General features: G+C 34.4%; 13 protein-coding genes. 11 read left to right on the top strand and 2 right to left on the bottom strand.

The features are described from left to right. Positions 1-10: 10 nt before the first annotated feature. Positions 11-394, top strand: a complete 384-nt coding sequence (locus AA089_RS04795; RefSeq protein ID WP_046755787.1) for a PUR family DNA/RNA-binding protein — start codon at positions 11-13, stop codon at positions 392-394. A gap of 196 nt (positions 395-590) precedes the next feature. On the opposite strand, the gene AA089_RS04790 is transcribed toward AA089_RS04795, so the two are convergent. Then, complete coding sequence (locus AA089_RS04790; RefSeq protein ID WP_046755786.1) at positions 591-1,619, bottom strand: LacI family DNA-binding transcriptional regulator; 1,029 nt, start codon at positions 1,617-1,619, stop codon at positions 591-593. A gap of 159 nt (positions 1,620-1,778) precedes the next feature. On the opposite strand from AA089_RS04790, the gene AA089_RS04785 reads away from it, so the two are divergent. The 4 genes from AA089_RS04785 (at position 1,779) to AA089_RS04770 (ending at position 7,948) form a co-directional block, all read left to right on the top strand. Beyond that, on the top strand, positions 1,779-4,394 hold the full coding sequence (locus AA089_RS04785; RefSeq protein WP_053002196.1) for a TonB-dependent receptor: 2,616 nt from the start codon (positions 1,779-1,781) through the stop codon (positions 4,392-4,394). A 133-nt stretch (positions 4,395-4,527) separates the two neighbouring features. Then, the gene (locus tag AA089_RS04780; RefSeq protein WP_046755785.1) at positions 4,528-5,838 is read left to right on the top strand and encodes an MFS transporter; all 1,311 of its coding nucleotides are present in this window, start codon (positions 4,528-4,530) and stop codon (positions 5,836-5,838) included. Beyond that, positions 5,835-7,010, top strand: a complete 1,176-nt coding sequence (locus tag AA089_RS04775; RefSeq protein ID WP_046755784.1) for a glycoside hydrolase 100 family protein — start codon at positions 5,835-5,837, stop codon at positions 7,008-7,010. Before AA089_RS04780 ends, AA089_RS04775 begins: the two co-directional genes overlap by 4 nt. Beyond that, complete coding sequence (locus tag AA089_RS04770; RefSeq protein ID WP_046755848.1) at positions 7,010-7,948, top strand: carbohydrate kinase family protein; 939 nt, start codon at positions 7,010-7,012, stop codon at positions 7,946-7,948. The genes AA089_RS04775 and AA089_RS04770 overlap by 1 nt, the downstream gene beginning before the upstream one ends. A 128-nt stretch (positions 7,949-8,076) precedes the next feature. Here AA089_RS04770 and AA089_RS04765 read toward each other — a convergent pair whose 3' ends face one another. Continuing rightward, the gene (locus AA089_RS04765; protein ID WP_046755783.1) at positions 8,077-8,430 is read right to left on the bottom strand and encodes a 4Fe-4S dicluster domain-containing protein; all 354 of its coding nucleotides are present in this window, start codon (positions 8,428-8,430) and stop codon (positions 8,077-8,079) included. Between the two features lie 140 nt (positions 8,431-8,570). Between AA089_RS04765 and AA089_RS04760 the strand changes: the two genes are divergently transcribed. From AA089_RS04760 to AA089_RS04735, 6 genes are all read left to right on the top strand, one after another. After that, positions 8,571-9,638, top strand: a complete 1,068-nt coding sequence (locus AA089_RS04760) for an acyl-CoA reductase (RefSeq protein ID WP_046755782.1) — start codon at positions 8,571-8,573, stop codon at positions 9,636-9,638. Between the two features lie 21 nt (positions 9,639-9,659). Beyond that, positions 9,660-10,400, top strand: coding sequence for a hypothetical protein (locus tag AA089_RS04755; RefSeq protein ID WP_046755781.1), 741 nt, complete (start codon positions 9,660-9,662; stop codon positions 10,398-10,400). A gap of 139 nt (positions 10,401-10,539) precedes the next feature. Beyond that, positions 10,540-11,604 carry a 3-phosphoserine/phosphohydroxythreonine transaminase gene (gene serC / locus AA089_RS04750; RefSeq protein WP_046755780.1) on the top strand — a complete coding sequence of 355 codons (1,065 nt, stop codon included), beginning with the start codon at positions 10,540-10,542 and terminating at the stop codon, positions 11,602-11,604. 48 nt (positions 11,605-11,652) lie between these two features. Next, positions 11,653-12,612: a D-2-hydroxyacid dehydrogenase gene (locus AA089_RS04745; RefSeq protein ID WP_046755779.1), complete on the top strand. Its 960-nt coding sequence runs from the start codon at positions 11,653-11,655 to the stop codon at positions 12,610-12,612. A 191-nt stretch (positions 12,613-12,803) separates the two neighbouring features. Continuing rightward, positions 12,804-13,472, top strand: a complete 669-nt coding sequence (locus tag AA089_RS04740) for a DUF937 domain-containing protein (protein WP_046755778.1) — start codon at positions 12,804-12,806, stop codon at positions 13,470-13,472. 157 nt (positions 13,473-13,629) lie between these two features. Further along, entirely contained in the window at positions 13,630-13,893 is a 264-nt protein-coding gene (locus AA089_RS04735) for a hypothetical protein (RefSeq protein ID WP_046755777.1), read from the top strand. Positions 13,894-13,919: the final 26 nt, after the last annotated feature.

The raw sequence follows: 13,919 nt of genomic DNA, 5'->3' as shown, positions 1-13,919 counted from the left end.
AAAGGGGATTATGAGTGAAAAAGAATTATTAGAGAAAGAAGAAATTTTCTCTAAAGTACTGAGGGCAGGAAGGAGAACTTATTTCTTTGACGTCAGAGCTACCAAAGCTGGCGACTATTACCTAACCATTACAGAAAGCAAAAAATTTACCAACGACGACGGATCTTTCCACTACAAAAAGCACAAAATTTATTTATACAAAGAAGATTTCGCTGCATTTACAGAAATTTTAGGAGAAATGACTTCCTATATTGTAGATGAAAAAGGAGAAGAAGTAATATCTGAACGTCATCAAAAAGACTTCAAACGTGAATATGTTGCTGATAATACCAACGACATTGCCGATTCAGGAACTACAGGAAGTTTTACAGATGTAAATTTTGAAGATATATAAACAATTAACAACCAATCCAAAACCAAAAAAGCCACTTTTTACATATGATAAAGTGGCTTTTTGATTTGTATCAAGATTAAAAGATTGAAGAATTAAAAAACGAAAACATTGGTTCATGAATGACTTCTCGTATTTATAACTTCTAGTACTATTTCTCTATTTTTAACATCAACATAAAATAATCATAAATACATATTTACTCAGAATTTCTTGTAGAATTCCTTTTTACCAAACTCGTCTCTAATTCAAGAATCTTTGGTACAACCGACTTTTTATTTTTCTTAGCTTTTAATTCTTTATACAATTGTTTAAATGCTTTTTTTCCCATTTCAAATCCTGGTTGATTTATAGTTGTTAATGAAGGTGTAATTGCAGATGACATAAACCAATTGCTAAAACCCACAATAGAAATTTCCTCAGGAATTTTAACTCCTTGTCTGTTAAACTCCGTAATTGCTCCAATAGCTACCAAATCGGTATTGACAAAAATACCATCTACATTGGTATGTTCAGCTAAGATTTTCCGAGCAAACTCCTCTCCTACTTCAAAAGTCATATCATCAAAAATATATACTAAAGACGGATCGTATTCCATATTATTATCTACCAAGGCTTTTTTATACCCTAAAAAACGATCTATAGAATTTTGAGGTAATAATGGACCTCTAAAATGTGCAATTCGCTTACATCCAGTATCAATTAAATGCTGTGTAGCAGTGTAGGCAGCTTTTCGGTCATCGATAATTACTTTTGAACATTTGACAATTTTCGCAATCTTATCAAACATTACTATAGGTTTTCCTTGTGCGATGATGTCTGTAATGTGTTTAAAATCTGCCGTTCCATTCGCCAGCGAAATCAAAATACCATCCACACGTTTATTCATCAACAAATCGAGTTGTTTCTTTTCTAGTTCAAACGATTCATTTGATTGTAAAATAATCACCAAATATCCTTTTTTTTCTGCCTGACTGACAATTCCTTTAATCACACTAGAAAAAAAGTGATGTACAATCTCAGGAATGATCAAACCAATTGTTTTAGATTCTTCGGTTCGTAAGTTTACCGCAAAAGCATTGGGCTTATAATTCAATGTTTGGGCAAGTTCTTTGACCAAGGCACGTGTTTTTTTGCTAACATCTGGATACCCTTTCAACGCTTTTGAAACTGTAGTAATAGAAATTCCTAATGTTTCTGCTATATCTTTTAAAGTAACTGGTTTCATGAAAACTAAAGTAGTTTTTTTAATTAAAGAAATTACAAAATACGAAATCGAAAACGTTTTCGGTAAAATCGAAAACGTTTTCGATGAGAAAAATGTAAAATAGTAGCACTATAAATATAATTTAGCTAAAAATTAATCCAAAAAACTATAAATAATACAATGAAAAACTATACTAACTTAAAAGGTCTTTGTTCCTTATTATTACTTTTGGTGACAACAATATCATTTGCACAAACCAAAATTTCAGGTACTGTGAATGATCAAAAAGGAATGCCAATCCCTGGTGTAAACATTATTCTTGATGGAACTACAAAAGGAGCTGTCACTGATTTTGATGGAAAATATACGATTGTCAATGTAGAAGACGGAAACTACACATTAAAAGCTTCTTCTATTGGATATGTTACTTTTAGTAAAGTAATAACTGTTAATGGTACTGATCTTATCGTAAACGCTACACTAGCAGAAGATGAAAACTCTCTAGATCAAGTAATTATAACTGGTGTGGTAAACCCAAGATCGAAAATTGAATCGAGTGTATCGGTAACAACGATGCAACCTGCAACCATTGAGCAATCTGCTCCAAGAACTACAGCAGAAATATTTAGAACAATTCCTGGTATTCGTGCAGAATCATCTGGTGGAGAAGGAAATGCTAACATTGCCGTACGTGGTGTACCAATTTCTTCTGGTGGATCTAAATATGTACAATTGCAAGAAGATGGTTTGCCTGTATTATTATATGGTGATATCTCTTTTGGAACCGCAGATATTTTTACACGATTTGATTACAATGTAAAAAGAATTGAAGCGATTCGTGGAGGTTCAGCATCAACACTAACTTCTAACGGACCTGGTGGAATTATCAACATCATTAGCAAAACAGGAAAAAAAGAAGGTGGCGCTATTGGAACTACATTTGGAATCGATTTTAATTCGTTCCGAACAGACTTTAGTTATGGTTCTAAAATAGGAGACGGTTTATACCTGCATACGGGTGGATTCTACAGAGCTGGAGAAGGCGTTAGAGAAACAGGGTATACTGCCAATAATGGTGGCCAATTAAAAGTAAGCTTAACAAAAGAATTTGAAAAAGGTTCAATTCGCGTATATGCAAAATATTTAAATGACAAAGCAGCTGCCTATTTACCAATGCCAATACAAGTAACAGGAACTAATAGCAATCCTGATTGGGGAAATGCGCCAAACTTTGATGCTACTAGAGGATCATTGCATAGTGCAAACCTAACCCAAACTGTTGGACTTGGTGCTGATGGACAATTGCGAAGAGGCGATGTTACAAACGGAATGAATCCAATTTCTACATCTATAGGAATGCAAGCAAACTTTGATTTAGGAAACAATTGGAAAGTAAGCAACAATGGACGTTTTTCTGCTAATAATGGAACATTTGTATCTCCATTTCCTTCGCAAGTAGCTGATGCAACTACAATAGCCGATTCTTTCGGAACAGGTGCAACACTTGCCTTTACAGATGGTTCGCCAGTTGGAGGAAACAGTTTGGTAGCAAGAATTCATATGTTTGATGTAGAATTGAACAACTTTAATAACTTCATGAACGATTTTAAATTATCAAAATCATATGATAACTTAGATGTAACGGTAGGATATTTTAAATCGTTTCAAAGTATTTCTATGTCATGGTTATGGAATTCGTACTTACAAGAAGTAAATGATGATAATGCACGTTTAATCAATGCTTTTGATGCTTCTGGAGGCGCTTTAAGTGAAAATGGTTTGTATGCGTACGGAACACCTTTCTGGGGAAATCTACACAGAAACTATGACACAGACTACAATGTATCTGCGCCATACGTAAACCTTACGTTAGAAGCTTCTGAAAACTTTACCATTGATGCAAGTTTACGTTATGATAAAGGACGCGTTTCAGGTTCGTTTACCGCAGGAACAGAAAGAGAATTTGATGTAAACAATGATGGTGTAATTTCTGTGCCAGAACAAAATGTGTTTGCTATTGATAATGCAAATCCTACAGCGGTTGATTACGATTATGATTACGTATCATATTCTGTAGGTTTAAACTATAAATTACAAAACAATCAAGCAATCTTTGGTCGCTACAGTAGAGGCGCTTCTGCAAAAGCAGACAGAATTTTATTCTCTGGATTAGATTACTTAGATGGAGATCGTATCAATGCGTTGGATTTTATCAATCAAGCTGAATTTGGATACAAAAGAGGTTTTGAAAACGGAGCTATTTATGCCACAGCTTTCTATGCAAAAACGGAAGAAGAAGGCGGATTTGAAGCTTCAACAAACAGTATCATTGAAAACGACTATAAGTCTTTTGGTGTAGAAGTAGAAGGTTTTTACAAATTTGACGATTTCAGCTTACGTGGAGCCGTTACTTGGACAGATGCAGAAGTAGACTCTGGAGACAATGCTGGAAACACACCAAGAAGACAACCAGATTTCATATACAACATAATTCCAACGTATGACTTTGGAAAAGAAAAGCAAAACTCCGTTGGTTTAAGCTTTATAGGACAAACAAAAGCATATGCGCAAGATTCTAACGAACTAGTTATGCCAGGATTTGTTATAGTAAACAGTTTCATCAATATCGGAATTACAAAATCGTTAAATGCAAACATCGCAGCAAACAATATATTTGATTCTTTAGGAATTACAGAATCAGAAGAAGGAAGCATTGTAGAAGGACAAACTAATATCGTAAGAGCAAGACCTTTACCTGGAAGATCTATATCACTTACACTACAATACATGTTTTAATTATTTGAATTCATAAGTTTTTAAATTAATGAAAAAGAGTTAATGTTAATTAATGTTAGCTCTTTTTTTATCAAAATAGTATCTTGAGTTTCTAGCATACTTTCTGAAAAAGATTATTAAAAACAATACCACAATGTTTAAAAAAGTTAAATTAAGTTTCTGGCAAATATTAAACATGAATGTTGGATTCTTCGGAATTCAATACAGTTTTGGTCTACAACAAAGTGCAGTAACACCTATTTATGATTTCTTAGGCGCAAGTCCAGATCAAATTCCAATTTTACATCTTGCTGGTCCAGTAACAGGTTTGTTAGTACAACCAATTATTGGAGCAATAAGTGATAAAACATGGAGTCCAAAATTTGGAAGACGTAAACCTTTTTTCCTCATTGGTGCTATACTTTGTAGTTTAACTCTACTCATATTTCCATACAGTAGTTCTTTATGGATGGCAGCAGGATTGTTATGGATTTTAGATGTTGGGAATAACACAGCAATGGAACCATACAGAGCGCTTATTGCCGACAAACTAGATGACGAACAACAACCACTTGGCTTTCAAATGCAAAGCTTTTTTACAGGTTTGGGACAAGTATTATCAAACGTATCATTATTTATTTTTCCTCTCATTTTTATAGGAACTACAGGTTCGTTACCAACTTGGGTATATGCATCTTTTTTCCTAGGAGCTTTCTGTTCCATAGCGTCTGTTTTATGGAGCATGAGCAAAACCAAGGAAATTCCTCCTACAGTAGAAGAATTAGCTAAACTCAAAAGTGAAAAAAGAAGTATCTTAAAACCACTAATCGAAATTTTTTCAGCAATTAAAGACATGCCAAAAGTAATGTGGCAATTAGCATTGGTCTACTTATTTCAATGGTATGCCCTATTCTGTTATTGGCAAAACTCATCCAAAAGTGTAGCGCTTTCAGTTTGGAACGCAACACCCGAAAATACAGAAGCGTATAGTGAAGCTGTAAGCTGGACAGGTTTGGTAAACGGTTGGTACAATGTGGTTACATTTTTAGTCGCGTTTGCTTTAGTAGGATTTGCCAAAAAATACAGCCCTAAAAAAGTACATGCTTTTTGTTTACTCATTGCGGCTATTGGCTTTTTAGCATTTCCACACATCGAAAATAAAAACATATTATTGATTGCCATCACTGGTTTTGGTATTGGTTGGGCAAGCATGATGGGAATTCCGTACTTAATGGTAGTATCGGAAATTCCAAAAGAACGTTATGGTGTATATATGGGAATCATTAACATGATGATTGTAATTCCAATGATTCTTCAAACAGTGTCTTTTGGATTCATCTTAAAACACTTTCTAAACAACGATCCGCGTAATGCGATCACATTTGCAGGTGTATTATTAGTAATTAGTATGATCTGCACACTAATGATTCAAACAAAAACCAAACAAAAAGTAGCAACTGCATGAGCAACGAATCGTATATAAAAGCTAAAGAATTGCTACGCAAAGCGAGTTCTGAAAAAGGTTTCTTGGCAAGTGCCGAAAACATTACAAACTACAAACGTGTTTGGGCAAGAGACGGCGTTATTTGTGGACTTTCTGCATTGCTTGATGGTGATGAAACATTTATAAATACGTTTAAAAACACCTTATATACGCTTGCCAATCATCAACATGAATTAGGACACATTCCATCCAATGTGTTTTTTAAGTCAACTAACGAAGTGGAAGTGAGTTTTGGCGGTTTGGCAGGTCGTGTAGATACCATTTCTTGGTTTATCATTGGTGTTTGTAATTACTATTGGATGACACATGACGACGAATTACTCGAAAAATTACTGCCAAATATTGACAAAGGATTCAACTTATTAGAAGCATGGGAATTCAATAACAACGATTTGTTATACGTACCAAGATCGGGAAATTGGGCAGACGAATACATTACAGAAGGACACACATTGTACGATCAAGTATTGCGATTATGGGCATTGCGATGTATCCAAAAGTTGCGTCCATCTGAAAAGCAGCAAGCAAAAATTGAACGCATCACAGAAAAAGTAAATGGAAATTATAGAAAAACAGCATACCAAACACCTTTCCATCCTAAAGCATACAACAATTTAAAAGATGCTTCGTATTGGATGGCTTCAGTAAATCCTTCTGGCTATCAAACTATGTTTGATGCCTTTGGAAATGGAATTGCGCAATTATTACAACTTGGCGATCAAAACTTTCAAGAAGATTTGACAAATTATACAGAAAATTTACGCCAAAGTTTGCCTTTACAACTATTACCAGCTTTTTGGAAACCAATTACGGAAGCAGATGACGATTGGAAATTATTGGTAAATAACTGTAAATATGAATTTAGAAATTTCCCGTACGAATTTCACAATGGAGGCACTTGGCAAATGGTAAATGGCTTTTACGGAATTAGTTTAGTAACACAAAATAAAGTTGAAATTGCAAAAGATGTTTTAGCCCAAATTAAAACATTAAACGCACAAGAAAATTTTGGATTCTATGAAAATTTCAACACAAAAACTCAAAAAGCCATCGGAGTTCCAAATTGCGCATGGAGTGCAGCTAGCGAACTATTAGTAGAACAATACATTAACGGAAAAAGATTATTAGTTTGATCACAAATAAAGACATAGATATTCTTTGCGTAGGAGAAGCATTGGTAGATTTTATAGGACATCAAGAAGGTGTTCTTATCAATAATACAAGAGATTATCATAGATATTTAGGTGGTTCGCCTACCAATGTGGCGATGAACACAGCACGTTTAGGACTCAATACGGCTTTAGTGGCAAGTATTGGTACTGACGGATTAGGAGACTATATTTTAGAACGGTTGCATGAAGTTGCCATCAATATTGATCATGTCAAAAAAATTGAGACAAGTCCCACATCAATCATCTTTGTATCACGCTCTTTAGATACGCCAGATTTTATTGCCTATCGGAATTCAGATTTTTTAATTACTGAAGATCAAATTCCGACGAGTTTACTAAAAAAGATTCGCATTTTTCATACAACTTGCTTTGCATTAAGTAAAAATCCAGCGCAAAAAACAATCATCAACAAAGCAAAGGAAGCGTTTCAACTAGGATGTAAATTCAGTATCGATATCAATTACTCTGAAAAAATATGGCCAGATAAAGAAAATGCATTACAAATTATCAAAGAATATTGCAGCTACAATCCGTTGGTGAAAATTAGCGAAGATGATATAGCACGATTATTTGATGATACTTTTACCCATGACGAAGTCTTTAGTTTTTTTCACGATCTTGGAGTGGACATTGTGTGCTTAACATTGGGGAAAGATGGTGTAAAATTATCACAACGCAACAAAAAATTGATTCATATGCCAGCCATCAAAATTAACAAAGTCATGGATGCTACGGGTGCGGGAGATGCTTTTTGGTCAGGATTTTTATTTGCATATTTAAAAAATAACACAATCGAAGACTGTTTGCATATTGCATTGAATCTTGCAGCACTTAAACTACAAAATGTGGGAAGATTACCAAATAACATCAATATCTTATCAGAATTGTTGAAAAAGTAATGCAGATCTGTGACTTTTAACGTCTCTTCTTTAGTTTTAGAATCGGTATTCAGTGTTCAGTATTCGGTGTTCGGTGTTCAGTATTCAGTGTTCAAAATTCATAATTCTAAATTCTGAATTAAAAAAAACTATCCTTCAGGATGCATAAATGCTTGTTTTCCCAGTAATTCTTCGTCAGTTTCAACAATATCTTCATCAGGTACACAACAATCTACAGGACAAACTGCCGCACATTGTGGTTCTTCATGAAATCCTTTACACTCTGTACATTTATCTGGAGATATATAATAAATTTCATCCGAAATTGGTGTCTGTGCTTCGTCTGCATTGACTTCTTTCCCATCAGGAAGTACAACAATACCTTTTAAAGAAGTTCCATCAGAATAGCGCCAATCATCGGCACCTTCATAAATAGCTGTATTTGGACATTCTGGCTCGCAAGCGCCACAATTAATACATTCGTCAGTAATTATTATTGCCATTATTTTTTCTTTTCGTTTACAATCTTGTTATCAACTACCACAAATGCGGTAAAAGTTTTATAAATTCGCCAAAAATAAATCTTGGCGTCATTCGTATATTTTACAAAAATAGCGCCAAAACTATTCAAAAACAAATTCAGATGGCTTTAGCAGAAAGAATTAACGCTTTTGTAAAATTGGGCGCTTTTTTAGAACAATTCGCAACAGAAAATCCAACACCCAAATTTGCTGTACTTCTAAACGATCCATTTTTTGATGGAATGTTGCACCAACTAAAGCTTACGCAAGAAAATAATGGCTGGTTTACGAAGGAAAATCTTCGCTTTGCAATTGGCAATTGGGCAAAAGCTTTACAACAAGAACATTTAGAAAACTGGACAAAAAAATATACAATTGAGGATGTTTCAGCTCAAAAAATTGCCATTATTATGGCTGGAAACATTCCGTTAGTAGGTTTTCATGACTTTTTATCAGTCTTGCTTTGTGGACACGAAGTACTCATAAAACAATCATCAAACGACAAGCATCTCCTTCCCTATTTGGCAAAATATTTAGAATATGTAGAACCAAGTTTTAAAGGAAAAATTACGTTTACCGAAGAAAAATTAGAAGAATTTGATGCCGTTATTGCAACAGGAAGCAATAATACCGCACGTTATTTTGAATACTATTTTAAAGACAAACCGCATATAATTCGTAAAAACAGAAATTCTGTAGCTATCTTAACAGGAGACGAAACGGAAGAGCAACTCGTTGGTTTAAGCGACGATATATTTACCTATTTTGGGTTGGGTTGCCGAAGTGTTTCAAAAATATTTGTTCCTAAAGACTATGATTTTCAACTCTTCTTTGGTGGTATGTACAATAAAAGTGATGTGATGAACAGCGCCAAATACGCCAACAATTACGATTACAACAAAGCGGTATATCTTATGAGTTTGTTTGATATCTTGGAAAATGGTTTTCTCATGATAAAAGAAGATGAAAAATACGCTTCGCCTATTGCAACTGTTTTTTATGAATATTATGATAATTTAGATGCTTTACAAGAAAAATTACGCGCAGAAGCAGACAACATCCAATGTGTAGTTGCTGATCTTGGAATTGAGAACGAAATACAATTTGGACAAACACAACATCCTGAATTACATGACTATGCGGATGGTGTTGATACACTTATGTTTCTAACAAATTTAGATCATAAATAGTCATCAAAACCGCAACCAAAAATGAATTTCTTCAAAAAAATACGTCAACAACTCGTAAAAGACAGTAAACTTAGCAAATACCTCACCTATGCCATTGGCGAAATTATCTTGGTGGTTATTGGAATTTTAATCGCATTACAAATTGACGGTTGGAAAGAACAACAAGATGTCAATGCGCTTGAATACAATATTCTTCAAAATTTGTACAGAGATTTATCGGCTACAAAAGAAGAACTAGAAAATGATATCAAAGCTAACAAAACATCAAAACAATATCTTGAAATTGCGCTACATCATCTTGACCAAAACACAGCTTATACAAGTGCTTTAGACACATTATTTCCTGCGATTGCCAATTGGGAAAGTCCGCTAGCAACCTTTACAACCTATGAAATTTTCAAAACGGAAGGCATTCGTATTATTAAAAATAAAGACATCAAAAACGGCGTTATAAAATTTCACGAAACGACACTTGGATTTATTGTAAATGACTACGACAAAGCAGAATGGGTATTGTTTGAAAATGTAACCTTGCCATTTATTACGGAACATCTCAGTTATTTGCTTGAAGATGAAACTATAGCTCTGAAACCTAATAATTACGATGAACTTACAAAAAATCCAAAGTTTCGAAACATACTTACACTCACAATGGCAATGCGTGCCAAAGGATTGGCTTTTTACGCAACATCGATTAGTGAGCTTAACGAGTTGCTTCAACTTATAAAAGAAGAAATTGAAGAACATGATGATCATGAATAAGTAATGAATGCTTTGCAGCATAACTTTTATAGAATTCTTGACCCATCAAACTAAAATATTTAGGATAATCATAACAACAATTCGTTCATAATTTAGCAACTTTGCATTGAAATTAAGAACACACGACAAATACATTGAAATGAAAAAACATAACTTTAGCGCAGGACCTTGTATTTTACCACAAGAAGTATTGCAGAAGGCATCTGAAGCCGTATTGAATTTTAATAATGACAATTTATCATTAATTGAAATATCGCACCGAAGCAAACCTTTTGTACACGTAATGGAAAATGCACGTAGTTTGGCATTAGAATTACTTGGTTTAGAAGGAAAAGGATACCAAGCACTTTTTTTACATGGTGGCGCAAGTACACAGTTTTTAGCAACTGCTTATAATTTATTAAACACAAAAGCAGCCTATTTAAACACTGGAACTTGGAGTACAAAAGCCATTAAAGAAGCCAATCTTTTTGGCGAAGTTGTAGAAGTTGCCTCTTCAAAAGATAAAAACTTTACATACATTCCAAAAGGATACGAAATTCCTTCTGACGCTGATTATTTTCACTGTACAAGTAACAATACCATTTTCGGAACTCAAATGAAAAGCTTTCCAGAAACCAATGTTTCTTTGGTTTGCGACATGAGTTCAGATATCTTTTCGCGTCAATTAGATTTTTCGAAATTTGATCTTATTTACGCTGGAGCGCAGAAAAATATGGGACCAGCCGGAACAACATTGGTAGTGGTAAAAGAAGAAATTCTTGGAAAAGTAAACAGAACCATTCCTTCCATGTTAGACTATAAAGTACATATTGGAAAAGACAGTATGTTTAACACGCCAGCTGTATTTCCAGTATACGTTTCAATGTTGACACTAGAATGGTTGAAAAATTTAGGTGGAATTGCCGCAATAGAAAAAGTAAACGAGCAAAAATCTGCTTTGTTATACAACGAAATTGATAGAAATCCACTATTCAAAGGTGTGGTTGCAACAGAAGATAGAAGTCATATGAATGCTACATTCACACTAGAAAATGAAGCCTTAAAAGAAACGTTTGACACTATGTGGAACGAAGCTGGAATCAACGGACTTAACGGACATAGAAGTGTTGGCGGATACAGAGCGTCCATGTACAATGCCTTGTCTGTAGAAAGCGTACAAGTATTAGTTGATGTGATGCAAACATTAGAAAAGAACGCGTAATAAAACATAGCTTTCAATTATTTAATCTCTGAATATTTAAATTAAATCATGAAAATATTAGCAAACGACGGAATCTCTCAAAGTGGAATTGACGCTTTAGAAAAAGATGGATTCGAAGTGATTACGACAAAAGTTGCCCAAGAACAACTCATCAATTACATCAATAAAAACGAAGTAAATGTGTTGTTAGTCAGAAGTGCTACAAAAGTTCGCAAAGATATCATTGATGCCTGCAAAAGCTTAAAAATCATCGGTCGTGGTGGTGTCGGAATGGACAATATAGATGTGGAATATGCACGTTCAAAAGAAATTCATGTCATCAATACACCAGCGGCTTCTTCAAGTTCTGTAGCCGAATTGGTTTTTGGTCACTTATTCAACGGCGTTCGTTTCTTACATGATGCGAATAGAAATATGCCTTTAGAAGGCGATTCTCGTTTTAAAGATTTGAAAAAAGCCTACGCAAAAGGAACTGAATTACGTGGTAAAACACTCGGAATTATCGGTTTTGGACGTATTGGTCGTGAAGTTGCTAAAATTGCATTAGGACTAGGCATGAAGGTTATTGCTGCTGATAAATTTATTAGCAAAGCTACTGTAAAGGTTGATTTTTACAACGGACAGTTTATCAATGTAGAAATTGACACAGAACCTATGGAAGACGTTTTGCAACATTCAGATTTTATCACATTACATGTTCCTGCACAAAAAGACTACATTATTGGGAAAAAAGAATTTGAACTCATGAAAACTGGTGCTGGAATTGTAAATGCATCGCGTGGTGGCATTATTGACGAAGTTGCCTTAATTGACGCATTGGACAATAACAAACTAGCCTTTGCAGGATTAGATGTATTTGAAAACGAACCAACGCCAGCAATCAAAGTATTAATGAATCCGAATGTATCATTAACACCACATATTGGCGCGGCAACAAACGAAGCACAAGATAGAATTGGGTTGGAATTGGCGTCACAAATCGCAGCAATTCTCAAAACTGAGAAGTAATAGTATCTACATATCATACCATCAAAAAGCACTCAAATGAGTGTTTTTTGTGTTTCTAGTCGAATAAAAAATCCATTCAACCGATATTTCTGCATTTAATACAGTTCCCTTAAAAAACAAATAGTCATATTTAAAATCTTACAGAATATTGCTATCTTGTAAACATATTAACAATAAACATCATTTATAAAATGTCTGGAATTTTAGATTTATTAAACAGTGATTTAGGAAAACAAATCATTGGCGGAGTGAGTAATGAAGTGGGACAAGATCAAAACAAAACGGCTTCAGTATTAAGTATGGCATTACCTGTACTTATGGGAGCAATGAAAAGAAATGCAAGCACAAATGAAGGTGCAGAAGGCTTAAACAAAGCTTTAGAAAATAAACACGATGGTAGTATTTTAGATAATTTAGGCAGCTTATTTGGCGGCGGCGTAAATCAGGAAGTAAAACAAGATGGAGACGGAATTTTACGTCATGTTTTAGGAGATCGTAGGTCTAATGTTGAAAATGCTATTAGTAGACAATCTGGTGTTGACAGTTCTTCTATTGGAGAAATCTTAAAAGTGGCTGCTCCAATATTAATGGGTGTTTTAGGAAAGCAAAAACGTCAGCAAAATGTACAGAGTTCTAACGGAATCGGCGATTTACTTGGCGGATTGTTAGGTGGTGGCGGATCATCACAAGCACCACAACAACAAAGTTTTATTGAATCGATTTTAGATGCAGATAATGACGGAAGCGTTATTGACGATATCGCAGGAATGATTTTTAAAGGAAACGATAACAATAACAACTCAGGAAACAGCGGCGGTGGTCTTGGTGGATTGTTAGGCGGACTTTTCGGAGGAAAATAAAAAAATACTACAAATACACATAGAAAAGCATTGACGAAAGTTGATGCTTTTTTTTATGTCATAATTTTTATTAAAAAATAATGTCACGTTTTACATCTCAAAAAGTTATAGCAATAGAAAGGAGTCATAGTGACTTCTAGGCATAAAATTTTATACTATGAAAAAAAGAAATGTAAACAGTTTATCATTAAACAAAAAATCTATTGCAAACTTTGCAAATGAATTGAAAGGCGGAGAAGTATCAAATTCTGGACTTCAAATTTCCAACTGTCCAGCTCTTTGTATCGTAACAAAAGAAGGAATACTGTGTGAAGAAATAAAATTTCCTCCATTGGATGCAGCTCCAAGTGTATATAATCCATATGAACCAGTTCATAGTGATGCAGCGGCAAATGCGTCTGTAGACAGTCCTGTAGGGTAGGATTTTAGTTGATGCGTATAAAGCGA

The sequence above is a fragment of the Kordia jejudonensis genome, from assembly GCF_001005315.1.
Taxonomy (GTDB): Bacteria; Bacteroidota; Bacteroidia; order Flavobacteriales; family Flavobacteriaceae; genus Kordia; species Kordia jejudonensis.
Note: the sequence above shows the minus strand (reverse complement) of the source record. Positions and strands in the feature narration are given on the sequence as shown.